The sequence below is a fragment of the Comamonas sp. w2-DMI genome, from assembly GCF_040187735.1.
Lineage (GTDB): Bacteria > Pseudomonadota > Gammaproteobacteria > Burkholderiales > Burkholderiaceae_C > Comamonas > Comamonas terrae.
Genome location: NZ_JBANEL010000007.1, coordinates 159,611 through 172,846 on the forward strand (window position 1 = coordinate 159,611; position 13,236 = coordinate 172,846).

General features: G+C 66.5%; 10 protein-coding genes. 3 read left to right on the forward strand and 7 right to left on the reverse strand.

Annotated elements, in window-relative coordinates; all coding sequences use genetic code 11:
- Nucleotides 1-79: 79 nt before the first annotated feature.
- A complete protein-coding gene (locus tag V8Z74_RS09925; protein ID WP_349709054.1) occupies nt 80-2,728 on the forward strand; it encodes a hybrid sensor histidine kinase/response regulator in 2,649 nt (882 codons plus the stop codon).
- A gap of 132 nt (nt 2,729-2,860) precedes the next feature.
- Here V8Z74_RS09925 and V8Z74_RS09930 read toward each other — a convergent pair whose 3' ends face one another.
- The 6 genes from V8Z74_RS09930 to V8Z74_RS09955 all read right to left on the reverse strand — a co-directional run bounded on the left by V8Z74_RS09930 (nt 2,861) and on the right by V8Z74_RS09955 (nt 10,215).
- Complete coding sequence (locus V8Z74_RS09930) at nt 2,861-4,663, reverse strand: CotH kinase family protein (protein ID WP_349709056.1); 1,803 nt, start codon at nt 4,661-4,663, stop codon at nt 2,861-2,863.
- Nucleotides 4,664-5,106: 443 nt separating this feature from the next.
- On the reverse strand, nt 5,107-5,745 hold the full coding sequence (locus tag V8Z74_RS09935) for a response regulator (RefSeq protein WP_349709057.1): 639 nt from the start codon (nt 5,743-5,745) through the stop codon (nt 5,107-5,109).
- Nucleotides 5,746-5,853: 108 nt separating this feature from the next.
- On the reverse strand, nt 5,854-6,834 hold the full coding sequence (locus V8Z74_RS09940) for a Bug family tripartite tricarboxylate transporter substrate binding protein (protein ID WP_066475519.1): 981 nt from the start codon (nt 6,832-6,834) through the stop codon (nt 5,854-5,856).
- A gap of 92 nt (nt 6,835-6,926) precedes the next feature.
- Nucleotides 6,927-7,193 (reverse strand): DUF2783 domain-containing protein, encoded by a 267-nt coding sequence (locus V8Z74_RS09945; RefSeq protein ID WP_349709059.1) that lies wholly within the window; start codon nt 7,191-7,193, stop codon nt 6,927-6,929.
- 148 nt (nt 7,194-7,341) lie between these two features.
- Nucleotides 7,342-9,015, reverse strand: coding sequence for an FAD-dependent oxidoreductase (locus V8Z74_RS09950; protein WP_349709060.1), 1,674 nt, complete (start codon nt 9,013-9,015; stop codon nt 7,342-7,344).
- A 234-nt stretch (nt 9,016-9,249) separates the two neighbouring features.
- Nucleotides 9,250-10,215, reverse strand: coding sequence for an MBL fold metallo-hydrolase (locus V8Z74_RS09955; protein WP_349709061.1), 966 nt, complete (start codon nt 10,213-10,215; stop codon nt 9,250-9,252).
- Nucleotides 10,216-10,363: 148 nt separating this feature from the next.
- Between V8Z74_RS09955 and V8Z74_RS09960 the strand changes: the two genes are divergently transcribed.
- Nucleotides 10,364-11,191 (forward strand): IclR family transcriptional regulator, encoded by an 828-nt coding sequence (locus V8Z74_RS09960; RefSeq protein WP_066475512.1) that lies wholly within the window; start codon nt 10,364-10,366, stop codon nt 11,189-11,191.
- Nucleotides 11,192-11,200: 9 nt separating this feature from the next.
- Here V8Z74_RS09960 and V8Z74_RS09965 read toward each other — a convergent pair whose 3' ends face one another.
- Nucleotides 11,201-12,046, reverse strand: coding sequence for an IclR family transcriptional regulator (locus V8Z74_RS09965; RefSeq protein WP_349709062.1), 846 nt, complete (start codon nt 12,044-12,046; stop codon nt 11,201-11,203).
- Between the two features lie 181 nt (nt 12,047-12,227).
- Between V8Z74_RS09965 and V8Z74_RS09970 the strand changes: the two genes are divergently transcribed.
- Entirely contained in the window at nt 12,228-13,214 is a 987-nt protein-coding gene (locus V8Z74_RS09970; protein ID WP_349709065.1) for a Bug family tripartite tricarboxylate transporter substrate binding protein, read from the forward strand.
- The last annotated feature ends 22 nt before the right edge of the window (nt 13,215-13,236 follow it).

A 13,236-nucleotide genomic window follows, 5' to 3' on the forward strand; every position in this document is an offset into this window, starting at 1 on the left:
GCGTCCTCCCTAGGCAAAACACCCCTCAACCAAGGGTAATCACCTACCCTCTCAATCCTCTTTCCACCTGTCTCTGACCATGCCTGCACCACGCCGACGCCTGTACTGGACCCTGCTGATCGTGACCGCAGGCATGCTGGCGTGCATGCTGCTGGCCAGCCAGGTGGCGCGCCAGCGCTCGCTGCACGGAGAAAGCCAGAACGTGCAGCGCCAGCTCATGCTCTATGCCCAGGCCCTGGGACAGCGCATAGACCGCTACCGCACCCTGCCCGAAGTGCTGGCGCTGGACCCCGAACTGCGCGCCGCCCTGACCCATGCGCTGACACCGGACGAGGTGGACAGGCTCAATCGCAAGCTCGAGCAGGCCAACGGGGCCAGCCAGTCGTCCACGCTGACGCTGCTCGACCTCAGCGGCCGCGCGCTGGCGGCCAGCAACTGGCGCGATGCGCACAGCAACGTCGGCGTCGATTACAGCTTCCGCCCCTATGTGCAGCAGGCGCTGGCCCAGGGCAGCGGGCGTTTTTACGGCATCGGCATGACCACGGGCCTGCCCGGCTACTTTCTGTCCGAAGCCATACGCGACGAACGCAACCGCATCACGGGGCTGATCGCGATCAAGATCGCCCTGCAGGAACTGGAACGCGAGTGGCGCCAGTCGCCCGACATCGTGCTGGCCTCGGACCGCCATGGCGTGACCTTTCTCGCCAGCCGCGACGAATGGCGCTACCGCCTGCTGCATCCGCTGACCCGCCAGGACGAGCAGGAGCTGGAGGCCACGCGCCAGTACGCCGACCAGCCGCTGCAACCCTCTCGCTACCGCATCACGGCGCAGGCCGGCGAGGGCGACGTGCTGGTGCAGCTGGACGAACCGGCGGAGCCAGGACCTTTTCTCTGGCGAAGCCAGCCCTTGGCCGAGACCGACTGGCAGCTGCATCTGCTGCACAACACGCAAGCCACCACGGTGGCGGGCCGCTGGGCCGCGGCTGCTGCGGCCGGCCTGTGGCTGGCCCTTGCCCTGCTGGTGCTGTTCGTGCGGCAGCGCCAGCGCCTGGCAGCCCTGCGCCAGCGCAGCCGCCAGGAACTGGAAACCGTGCTGCACCAGCATGCGCAGGAGCTGCGCACCGCGCAGGACGGCATCGTTCAGGCCGCCAAGCAGGCGGACACGGGGCTGTCGCGCAGCCTGCAGCATCTGCCACAAGGTGTTGTGGTGATAGACAGCGAGCTGCGGCTCGTGGCATGGAACTCGCGCTATGTGGAGCTGTTCCGCTTTCCGCCCGAACTCATGCGCGTGGGCCAGCCCATCGAGGACCTGATCCGCCACAACGCCAGGCGCGGGCTGCTGGGCCCGGGTCCCACGGAGGACGCGATTGCGCGCCGGCTCGCGCATCTGCGCAAAGGCACGCCCCACTTGCATGAAAGCGCCAAGAGCGACGGCACGGTGCTCGAGATCCGTGGCAACCCGCTGCCCGAAGGCGGCTTCGTGACCAGCTATGCCGACATCACCAGCTACAAGAACGCCGCGCGCGAGCTGCGCTCGCTGGCCGACGCGCTGGAGCTGCGCATCGCCGAGCGGACCCGCGACCTGGACCAGGCCCGGCACGAGGCCGAGGAAGCCAACCGCTACAAGACCCGCTTCGTGGCCGCAGCCGTGCACGACCTGCTGCAGCCGCTGAACGCCGCGCGCATGTTCAGCTCGCTGCTGCGCAGCCATCTGCACGACGATGCCGGCCGCCGCGTGGCCGAGAGCATAGACGGCGCCCTGGCCGCGCAGGACGGCATTCTCAACAGCCTGCTCGACATCTCGCGCATGGAGTCGGGCCAGCTCGAAGTGCATGTGCGGGACTTCGCCCTGGGGCCGCTGCTGCAGGTCATGCATCACAACTTCGGCATCATTGCGCAAAGCCGCGGCCTGCGCCTGACCGCTGTGGACTCGCGCTACGCCATCCGCAGCGACGAAGCGCTGCTGCGCCGCATCCTGCAGAACCTGCTGTCCAACGCCATACGCTATACGCCCAAAGGCCGCGTGCTCATCGGCTGCCGGCGCCAGGGCGACCAATTGCGCATCGAGGTACACGACCAGGGCCCGGGCATTCCCGAAAGCCTGCAGCGCGAGATCTTCGAGGAATTCCGCCGCCTCGGCGAAGGCCATGACGAGGACCGCGGCGCCGGCCTGGGCCTGGCCATCGTGGAGCGCCTGGGCAGGCTGCTGGGCCATGAGATCGGGCTGCGCTCGCAGCTGGGCCGCGGCAGCGTGTTCTGGGTCTGCGTGCCGCTGGCCCCGGCCGCGCCGCAGGCGGCGCCAAGCGCTCCGGACGCCATCGCCCGCGAACCCGACCAGGATGCGCCTTTGCTCGGTGCCACTGCCTGGTATGTCGACGACGATGCCCCCAGCTGCGAGGCCGCGGCCGCCCTGCTTCGGCGCTGGGGCTGCAAGGTACTGTTCGCCGGTGGCCCGCAGGCTGCCCTGGACGCAGCCGCGCCGCAAACGGCTCCGCAGCTCGTGCTGCTGGATGTGCGCATGGGGAACTTCCATGGTCCCGACCTGTATCCGCAGCTGTGCGAGCGCTGGCAGCAGTCGCCCCAGGTCATCCTCGTCACGGCCGAGCACAACATCGCGCTGCGCCGCCAGGCCGCCGAGAAATCCTGGGGCTTTCTGCTCAAGCCGGTGCGGCCTGCGGCCCTGAGGGCACTGATCAGCCAGATGCTGCTGAGGACTATGACGCATTGAAAGCCATCGCATGCACTCTACGGTGACATACGCAAACCAACGGCGTTTTCGCAGAAAACGCCAAGCGACGGCATGCAAAACCCCGCTGGCACTTTTTGGCGCCAGCGGGGTATCCGGAGCTGCACTGGCCGATCAGCAATCTTCGCCGCTGGGCAGCTTCAGGCAAACGGCACCGAATACAACGGCATTTCCGACGTTGGATTGGTCAAAGTTGTACATCCAGTTCCCATCGGGATCGCTGGCTTTGACACGCACCAGATAGTTGCCGCTCAGACCCGAGGTCAGGGCACTCAGGTCGATGGACGTCTTGTCTGCAGCCGAAACGTCTTTCACCACAGGAGCACCGACCTTGAAGGCATCGGCCGTCACGGCAGCGATCTGCACTCGATACGTTAAAGGCTTGCCCTCCGGATGGAACGGCGCAGGCCAGTCCCAGCTCAACTTTTGATCCGAGGTGACGCCGACCCAGAAAGGCACTGGACGCTTCAGGCTATCCAGGAATTTTTGGTAATTCACGCCTATGACACTTTGTAGACGCCAGAACTCCTTTTCCCATTGCTGCACCTTGGGATCGCCACCGTAGCTCGCCAGCCCGGACATGTCAGGCTCCCGGCCAATGAAAGGCTTGACCACGGGGTAATAGCTGTCCAGCAATTTCTTGACATTCGCATCTGTCAGGTACTTGTTTCGGATTTCCTCGACAGCCGCCTTGAGGTCCGCAAGATTCTTGCGATTGGAGAGGAAACGCTGATGCAAGGGCACATTCCACCAGTTCCCGATGCCCGTCATGATTTCCGTATCGATGTAACTCACTCCCGGCTGGTCATAAGAGCCCAGCGCTCCATCGTAGTCCCAGGGCAGGAAGTAGAACTTCTCCGTTCCCTTGGGTTGATAGAGACCGAAGTTCTGGTTGACCGTGTCGTGGTTGCCCAGCAGGATGGTCGTCGCGAACCAGGCCAGATAGTTGTTACGGTTGAAGTAATGGGCAAAGGTATCGGCAAAAGGAGCCTGCTCCTCATCCTTTCCCAATGCCTTCACAACATCGATGATCGCGTGGTGGTCTCCTGAATCCGACTCCAGGGAAAGCAGCTTCTCAAACCCGGTGACATCCGTATCGGGAGTCGTGGTCGCCAGCAGCCCGTCGGTTCTGTCAAAGCTGAAATCCTCTGCCTTGTAGACATTGGACCCGGCGACCCAGCCACGCCGCGCCAGATAGCTGTCACCCATTTTTTCCACGTGGGTGAACAGGCCCATATCGCCTTGGTTGCCGTAGGGCACAGCAGTGACGGCTTCGCTGTATTTGATCTGGGTGAACTGGGTGCGCAGACTCTCGTGATACGGAACCAGCCGCATGAGGTCGAAGGCCAGCTTGTTGCGAACCCGGGTGAGATCCCAGGGGTGCTTGTTGAACTGCAAGGTCTGTTCACCGAACCAGGGCGGCGCCGCCTTGTCGAGTTTGATGCGATAAGACTTCTGTTCGGCCTCCCGCGTGCTGCTGCCGCGCACACGCATCTTTGCGTCTGCTGCGACGATATTGCCGTCGTTGCTGGTGATCTTGACCTTGATTTCAGGCACGCAGCCGTCATTTCCATCTTCGTCAAGATTGACCGTACTCAACAGGACCTTTCCGCCCGGATAGCTGTCGGCCGGCGGCGTGGTCAGCGTGCTGTCGCAGCTCTTGTCGGACTTCAGATAAGGCCCTTTCTTGGGTGCGGCGGTGTCCTGGTATTCCACATTCAGTGTCAGCAGCGAGGGCGGCAGCGCGGAGTTGCCATCGACCGGATTACCGTATTCAAGGTACATGGCCGCGAGACGCTCATGGGGCAGGTCTTCGGCGCTGGGTACAAAAGGCGATGCAGTGACAGGCGTTTCCCCCCCCGGTATTGCCTCCTCCGGGACTGCCGCCCCCGGGGTTGCCGCCGATAGGAGTGCCATTCCCTCCGGTGCCGCCGCCATTTCCGGCCGAGGGGGAGCTGTCGCCCCCGCCCCCACATGACGCCAGAAGGAGAGAAGCACCCAGCACGGAAGCCTGAAACCAATGAGCGTGCGCGATTTTGTACACGATAGTTTCTCCCTTTTAAAAATTGATTTTTATTAGCTTTAATCAATTTATTGCACCAAACTGTTTTTTGTGCATCAGGGTTTACATGAGAGAAACCGAACTCATGCCGTGCTTTCCACTCAAAGCACATCCCTCCCTGCCCATTGACCAGGAGCAATCAACACAGGCAGGGTTTGGATTTCCCGCTTCGCAAGCCGGCTTGTTCCGCGTCAAGATGGATGGCCCGAAGCGGGCGGAAACGGGGATGGGCGCCCGGCGCATGCGATGGCCTGGGATGCATGCATGGATGCCCAGGCGAGCAGGCCTCGCGGAACCCTTAAGCCGTGCTTTCCGGCTCCAGGCTCTTGACCAGCACCGCGGCCTGGGTGCGGCTGTAGCACTCGAGCTTTTTTAGAATCGCCGTCACATGCACCTTGACTGTGTTTTCGGCCAGGCCCAGCTCGTGGGCGATCTGCTTGTTGAGCAGGCCGTCGGCAATGCACAGCAGCACGCGGAACTGCTGCGGCGTGAGCTGGGCCAGCTTGGCCGCCAGCGCCGCGTCGGCCTCGGAGCGTTCGGCGGCCATGGGCGGGAACCAGCTGCCGCCGTCGAGCACCGTCTCTATCGCCAGCGCCATGTCCTCGGCCGGCGCCGACTTGGGGATGAAGCCGGCCGCGCCGAACTGCTGGGCACGGCGGATCACGCGCGGGTGCTCGTTGGACGAAACCACCACCACCGGTATCTCGGGGTATTCGCCGCGCACATGCAGCAGCGAGGAAAAGCCGCGCGCGCCCGGCATGGCCAGGTCCAGCAGCACCAGCTCCACCTCGGGATGCTCCTGCAGTGCGGTGCCCAGGGTGGCCGCGCTCGCGGCCTCCACCGTGCGCATCTGTGCAAAGCGCTCGCGCAGCACCTGTATCAGCGCTGTGCGGAACAGCGGATGGTCGTCGGCAACGAGAAAGGTGGGCGCGGGCATGGCCGCAGTCTGCCATGCCCGGGGCCTGCCTGCATGTCGGGAAACGATATCCCGTACCCCGTTGCGCCGCCCGCCTGCAGGATCACCGTTCCCCGGGCTCGGCAGCCTTCAATCCAGCTTGATGTGGTTGGCCGCGATCACGCGGCCCCACTTGCCGCGCTCGCCGCGCACGAACTCGCCCATCTGCTGCGCGCTGCCGGGCATGGGCTCCACGCCCATGGCCGCAAGCCGCGCCTTGGTGCGGGTGTCGGCCAGGGCATGCTGCAGCGACTGGCTGAATCGCTTCACCACCTCGTCGGAGCTGCCCACAGGCACGACGACACCCTGCCAGGCATAGCCTTCGAAGCCCTTGAGGCCTTGCTCCTGCAGCGTGGCGACCTGGGGCAGCACGGAGACGCGCGCGGGACTGGCCACGCCGATGGCTTTCACCTTCTTTTCGCCGAGGAAGGGAATGATGGTGGCGCTGTCGACCCACATGGCCGGAATCTGGCCGCCGATCACGTCCTGCACGGCCGGCGCCGCGCCGCGATAGGGCACATGGGTCATGTTGGCAAGGCCTGCCTGTTCGCGGAACAGCTCTCCGACCAGGTGGTGGGGGCTGCCCAGTCCGGCCGACCCCCAGCTCACGCCTGCTTTCTGCTGCCGGGCCCAGGCGACGAACTCCGTCAGGCTGGAAGCCGGCACGTCGTTGTTGACCACCAGCAGCATGGGAAAGCGCACCAGCATGCCCACGGGCTTGAAGTCGCGCTCGGCGTTGTAGTTGAGCTTGCTGAACAGAAAGGGATTGGCCGCCAGCGTCGCGAAATCGGCCGTGAACATCAGGTTGCCGTAATCGCGCGAGCGGGCGCTGTATTCGGCCGCGATATTGGTGCCGGCGCCAGGCTTGTTGTTGATGACGATGACGCGGCCCAGGTGCTGCCCCATGGACTCGGCGATCACGCGCGCGACCACGTCCGAGCCGCCGCCGGCCGCATAGCCGACCACCCATTCGAGCGGCTTGTCCTGGGCCCAGGCAGCGGGCATGCCGGCGGGTATGACGGCACTAAAGGCCGAGCAGGCCAGAGTGGCCAGAAACTGCTTGCGTTGCATCCTTGTCTCCGTTTTGTATGCGGCGCCCTTGGCTTGGGCGTGGGCGCCTTTGTGGGGATGGCAGGCCGCCGCACGGGCAGCGGCGCGCGGGTTCAGGCGGCCGCGTGCACCGGGGCCACCGGCGTCACGGCGCCGCGCTCGGCCGGGTCCGCGCAGGCAGGCGCGAGTCCTGCACTGCCGCGGGCCAGTTCGAGCGCATGCAGCAAGGTGCCCTGATGGCCGATATGGTTGGCCAGCAGCAGCACGAGGCGGGCATTGAGGGCATGGCTCTGCGCGGTTTCAAGCCCCTGATGCGTGGCGATCAGGGCTTCGTAGAAATCGTCGCAGGCCTGCAGATTCGGATGGGTGGACAGCAGCATGGCGGTCTCCTGGAAAAAAAGGGGGAAATCCTCTGGGGGTGTTGCACTCCACCAGGGACAGCGAGCAAGGGCCTGCGCCGGCCGCGCCGCCCCGCAGCGAGGCTGTCGTCCCCCTCGTGAGGGGGAAGGCGCGTAGCGCCTCAGGGGGTTAAGCACCACAAGCGCGCTCCAGTGCGGCGCGCACGCCGGCCTCGTCGGGGCGGCGCCAGCGCGCGCAGACATGCTGGTCGGGCCGCAGCAGATAGCTGGTGCCGGGCCGTGCATCGAGGCGCCGGGCGGCCAGCCCCTGTGCGTCGATCAGGTCGGCCTGCGCGGCATGGGCTTCGCCCTCGGCCGCGATCGAGAGATTGCGCACGCCGTCCAGCTGCTGTGCCCAGGGCGGCGTGGGGCCGAAATGCAGCAGCGTGAAATCGGGACCCAGCGCGCGCAGCAGCCAGGCCGTGCCCTCCTTGCCGGGCCGGCGCATGGGCGCATCGGCCAGCACGGCGCCGGGCAGCTGCGTGCCCTCGAAGGCATCGCTATCGGGCGTGTTGAGCGCCGAGCCGTGCAGCGTGGCGGGCACCGAGAGCCGGCCGCTGTTGACGATGCGCCGCGCGAATTCATGCTCGCGCGCCAGGTCCAGCACGGCATCGCGGAACAGGCGGCTGATCTCGCTCTTGGGCGTGATGAAGTCGGTGGCCCGCGTGGAGTTGCGGATGTTTTCGTCGGCCGCGTACTCGCGCTCGGCGCCATAGGTCTCGATCAGCGCGGCCGGGGCCTGGCCGCGCAGCACGCGGTCCAGTTTCCAGGCCAGGTTCTCGGCATCCTGCACGCCGCTGTTGGCGCCGCGTGCACCGAAGGGCGAGACGCCATGGGCGCTGTCGCCCGCGAAGACCACGCGGCCGTGGACGAAGCGGTCCATGCGCAGGCAGGCAAAGGTGTAGACGCTGGCCCATTCGAGCTCGAAATCCACCTCCTTGCCCAGCAGCGCACGGATGCGCGGCAGGATGTTCTCGGGCTTTTTCTCTTCTTCGGGATCGGCGTCCCAGCCCAGCTGGAAGTCGATGCGCCAGACATCGTCGGGCTGGCGGTGCAGCAGCACGCTCTGGCCCGGGTGGAAAGGGGGATCGAACCAGAACCAGCGCTCGGTGGGAAAGTCGGCGCGCATCTTCACGTCGGCGATCAGGAAACGGTCGCGGAAGATGCGCCCATGGCTTTCCTGGCCCAGCATGGCGCGCAGCGGCGAGCGCGAGCCGTCGCAGGCCAGCACCCATTGCGCGTCGATCGCGTAGGTGCCGTCGGGCGTCTCCACCGTGAGCAGCGCCCCGTCCTCGCGCGGCGCCAGCGCCGTGACCTTGCTGTGCCAGCGCAGGTCGATCAGCGGCAGCTGCAGCGCGCGCTCGACCAGATAGGCCTCGGCGTAGTACTGCTGCAGGTTGATGAAGGCCGGGCGCTCGTGGCCGTCTTCGGGCAGCAGGTTGAACGGGTACAGCGGCTGGTCCCTGAAGAAGACCTTGCCCAGGTTCCAGGACACGCCCTTGTCCACCATGGCCTGGCCCACGCCCAGGCGGTCCCAGATCTCCAGCGTGCGCTTGGAAAAGCAGATGGCGCGCGAACCCGTGGACAGCTTGCAATCGTTGTCCAGCAGCACCACGCGCTGGCCGCGCTGGGCCAGGTCGATGGCCAGCGACAGGCCCACCGGACCGGCACCGACGATGACCACCGGATGCCGTACCGGCGCCTGCGCGTCCTGGTCCGGATGGCGCACATAGGGAATCTGGATGGCCTGTATGTCTGCGCCGCTGCCGCGCAGGGCATCCAGCGGAATGGCTGTAGTGGACATGGCTTGTGATGCTTTAAATTCAATAGCTTCCAGCGCTTGACAGACCACGATTTCAGCCACTTATCCGGCTGAAACCATTGAAACAAAGGCGCAAGCAGCTCCTGTTTTCTACCCCGGTGCATGCACCGCCCCTTTAGCCTGGGACGGCCCGCAAGGGCCGCCCCGCAGCAGGGGCTGCCCCAGCAAAGGCCGTCGTCCCCCGTCCAGGGGGGAGGCGCGCAGCGCCTCAGGGGGTCAGCCTTCTAATTCCTGCCACATCTCGCGGTCGCGCTCGGCCGTCCAGATGCGCGGGTCGGCATGGCCCGAGGCCTCGTCGTAGGCGCGCGTCACGTCGAAGGGCATGCAGTGGTTGAAGATGACCCAGTGGCCGTATCGGGGCTGCAGCTTGGCGAAGGCGGCTTCATAGACCTTGCGCAGGTCCTGCCGGGCATCGGCGCCGGCCTTGACCTCGTTCCAGAGGTCGCTGATGAAGGCGCGCGTGCCGGCCAGGCCGGCCTGCACGTCGGCCGGCGTCTGCAGCGCCGCGCCGCGGCCGGGCACCAGCTTTTCGGGCTTCAGGGCCGCGATGGCGTCCAGCGTCTGCGGCCAGTCCTGGAAGTAGGCGTCGCCGGCATAGGGCGTGGCATCGAACTCGACCAGGTCGCCGCTGAACAGCACCTTGTCCTGGGGCAGCCAGACCACGGTATCGCCCTTGGTGTGGCCGCGGCCCAGCTGCAGGATCTGCACTTCGAGCCTGCCCAGCCACAGCGTCATCTTGCCGGTGAAGGTGATGGTGGGCCAGGTCATGCCCTCGGGCACGCTCTCCACGCTCTGGAACAGGCGCGGGAAGCGGCCGATCTCGCTGGCCTTGTCCTGCTCGCCGCGCTCGACGATGAGGTCGTAGGTGTCCTGGCTGGCGATGATGTGCTCGCAGCCCTCGGCCTTGTAGGCCGAGGCGCCCAGCACGCGCACCGCGTGGTAGTGGGACAGCGTCACGTACTTGATGGGCTTGTCCGTCACGGTCCGGATGCGGCGGATCACGTCCTCGGCCATGACGGGCGTGGCCTGGGTGTCGATGACCATCACCGCGTCGTCGCCGATGATGATGCCGGTATTGGGGTCGCCCTCGGCGGTATAGGCATAGGCGTGCTCCGAGAGCTTGTCGAAGCTCACCTGCTTGACGTCGAGGTCGGCGGCGGAGGCAAAGGTCTTGGTCGTCATGGGTTGTCCGTTTTTGAATTGAACAAATGCATTTGTTTTTATCGAATGACCGAATGCTAGGCAAAAATTCACCATAGAACAATTCATTCAACCTAATGAAAAACCCCAAGACCCCAGCCCGCTGCCGGCCAGCGGCGACAATCGGGCCATGCGCGATGCCGACACCTCTCCGAACGTCTCCAGCCCTTCCTTCGACGCCGCCGAGGACGAGCCTGCGCGCGGCTCGCGCGGCATCCAGAGCGTGGAAGTAGGCGGCCAGCTGCTCAAGGTGCTGGCGCGCACGGGCCGTCGCATGGCCTTGAAGGACCTGGCCCGCGAAGCCGAGATGACGGCGGCCAAGGCCCATCCCTATCTGGTGAGCTTCTGTAAGCTGGGCCTGATGGAGCAGGACCGCAGCAGCGGCCACTACGGCCTGGGGCCGCTGGCCATACAGATGGGCCTGATCAGCCTGCAGCAGGCCGATCCCGTGCGCATGGCGATCGCCGAGCTGCCCGCGCTGGCGCAGGAGGTGGGCTATACCGTGTCGGTGGCCATGTGGAGCGGCCAGGGGCCGACCATCATCCGCGTCGAGGAAGGGCCCACCCATGTCTACGTGGCCATGCGCCACGGCACGCCGGCCTCGCTGCGCCACACGGCCACGGGCAAGATCTTCGCGGCCTTCGGTGCGCCGCAGCGCATCGAGCCGCTGCTGGCGGCCGAAGGCCACAGCCTGGACGAGCCGGCCTTCGCCCGGGAGCTGGAAACCATCCGCGCCAGCCATCTGAGCGTGGTCGAGAACCAGCTGCTGTCGGGCGTGAGCGCGCTGGCCGTGCCGGTGTTCGACGGCTTCGGCCAGCTGGTGCTGGCGATTGCGGCCATCGGCCCCTCCGTCACACTGGCGCTGGACCCGCAGGGCCTGCCCGCCCAGCGGCTGCAGGCCCAGGCGCGCCGCCTGTCCCAGCGCCTGGGCGCCCCGGGCATGCAGCCCGAGGCCTGAGCTCCAGGTCTAAGGGCGGTATCCCATCGAGGCGCTGACCCGCGCCGCTTCGGCGCGCAGGGCCAGCGCCACCTTGCCTTCGGGCTCGGCATCGAAGCCGCCGCTGGCGCCCAGCGCGCACAGCACGGCCACCACATGGCCCGTGTAGTCGAACAGGGGCGCGGCCACGGCGCTGATGCCGGGCAGATTGGTATCGCGGATGGCGGCGCAGCCGGCTGCCCGTATCTCCTCGCGCAGCGCCTGCAGCGGCTGCCGTGCATCCAGCAGGGCCCGCCGCGCGGGCAGTGCCGCTGCCAGCTCGCGCTCGGCCAAGGCATCGATCTGGGCGCTATCGTCCATGAAGGCAAAGAAGGCGCGGCCCGTGGCCGACCACAGCAGGGACATGACCGAGCCCACGCGCGCATTCACGGTCACGGGCAGGCTGGGCTCCTCGATGCGGACGATGGTGGGTCCCAGATTGCCCATGACGGCCACGAAGCTCGTGACCTGCAGGCTTTCGCGCAGATGCACCAGGGCAGGCTCGGCCATGCGGATCGGATCGTTCTGGCGCATGGCGGCCAGCCCGATGCGGATGGACTCGCGCCCCAGCGCGTACTGGGTGCCGCCGCGGTCCTGCTCCACCAGGCCTTCGGCCATGAGGCTGGCCAGATAGCGGTGCACCTTGGCCGGGCTCTCGTCCAGCGCCGCGCCTATGGCCGTGAGGCTGGCCCGCCCGCCCAGGTCCGCCAGGGCCTTGAGCACGGCCAGGCAGGTCTCGGCGGCCTGCACGCGCTGGCGCCGCGGGCCGCGCTCCGGCCCGGCCTCGCCGCCCTCTGCCGGTACCGGCCCGGAATCTTGTGTTGCATCGGATTTCATAGCTGGCAGTGCATTCCAGGAAACGTTTGCTGCCGATTTTCCCGAGATTTTTGCGGTGTCTCGCGGGTAATCCCTCGGCATAAATTACGCAATGCGTAGAAAAATTACGCAAACGCATTACAACGCAAACGCGAGGCCCGGCGCAGCCCGGTAAACCCGCAATCCCCTGGAGACAACACCGATGCAAAAACGCCTCTTCACCGCCTCGTTCCTGGCCACCAGCCTGCTCTGGGCCGCGGGCGCACCCACAGCCGCCCTGGCACAGGACCGTTTCCCCAGCAAGAACGTGCGCTGGATCGTGCCCTACGCTGCCGGCGGCGGCTCGGATTTCCTGGCCCGCACCATAGGGCAGGCCTGGGGCGGCCAGGTGCACCAGCCCATCGTGGTGGACAACCGCCCGGGCGGCAACACGGCCATCGGCGCATCGGAGACCGCGCGCGCTCCGGCCGACGGCTACACCGTGCTCTCGGCCGACAACGGCACGCTGATCTTCAACCCCGTGCTCTACAAGAGCCTGAGCTACAACCCCGGCAAGGACCTGGCGCCCGTCACGCTCATGGGGCGCTTTCCCATGATCCTCGTGGCCGGCCCCGGCACCCAGGCCAGGACCGCCAAGGAATTCCTGGCCGAGGCCAAGGCCAGCAAGGAAGGCATCAACTACGCCTCGGCCGGTGCGGGCAGCCCGCACCACCTGGCCATGGAGCTGTTCAAGAGCGAGGCGGGCCTCAAGCTCACGCATGCGCCCTACCGCGGCGCGGCGCCGGCCCTGGCCGATGTGGCGGGCGGGCAGATTCCCGTGATGATGGTGGACCTGGCCGCAGGCGCGGGCTTCATCAAGGGCGGCAAGGTGCGCCCCCTGGCCGTGGCCAATGCCACGCGCCTGCCCCAGCTGCCCGATGTGCCCACCTTCGGCGAACTCGGCCTGCCCCAGGTGCAGGCCGCCGCCCTGGTCGGCATGGTGGCGCCCGCCAAGACGCCGGCCTCGGTGATCGCCGCACTCAACAAGCAGGTCGTGGCCGCGATCAACGAGCCCGCCGTCAAGCAAAAGCTCATCGACTTCGGCGTCGAGCCCGTGGGCAACACGCCCGAGCAGTTCCAGGCACTGATCCAGAGCGAGAGCACGCGCTGGCACAAGCTGATCAAGGACCTGAACATCACGCTGGATTAAAACGCTCTCCCTGAGCGGCTAC

Coding starts and splice junctions, on each gene's coding strand:
- V8Z74_RS09945 (WP_349709059.1), bottom strand. CDS start 7,193: ATGCTGCTGTCCACCCATCCGAATCTGCAGGCCTGCGACGATTTCTAC.
- V8Z74_RS09940 (WP_066475519.1), bottom strand. CDS start 6,834: ATGCAACGCAAGCAGTTTCTGGCCACTCTGGCCTGCTCGGCCTTTAGT.
- V8Z74_RS09960 (WP_066475512.1), top strand. CDS start 10,364: ATGCGCGATGCCGACACCTCTCCGAACGTCTCCAGCCCTTCCTTCGAC.
- V8Z74_RS09925 (WP_349709054.1), top strand. CDS start 80: ATGCCTGCACCACGCCGACGCCTGTACTGGACCCTGCTGATCGTGACC.
- V8Z74_RS09935 (WP_349709057.1), bottom strand. CDS start 5,745: ATGCCCGCGCCCACCTTTCTCGTTGCCGACGACCATCCGCTGTTCCGC.
- V8Z74_RS09955 (WP_349709061.1), bottom strand. CDS start 10,215: ATGACGACCAAGACCTTTGCCTCCGCCGCCGACCTCGACGTCAAGCAG.
- V8Z74_RS09930 (WP_349709056.1), bottom strand. CDS start 4,663: ATGGCACTCCTATCGGCGGCAACCCCGGGGGCGGCAGTCCCGGAGGAG.
- V8Z74_RS09950 (WP_349709060.1), bottom strand. CDS start 9,015: ATGTCCACTACAGCCATTCCGCTGGATGCCCTGCGCGGCAGCGGCGCA.
- V8Z74_RS09965 (WP_349709062.1), bottom strand. CDS start 12,046: ATGAAATCCGATGCAACACAAGATTCCGGGCCGGTACCGGCAGAGGGC.
- V8Z74_RS09970 (WP_349709065.1), top strand. CDS start 12,228: ATGCAAAAACGCCTCTTCACCGCCTCGTTCCTGGCCACCAGCCTGCTC.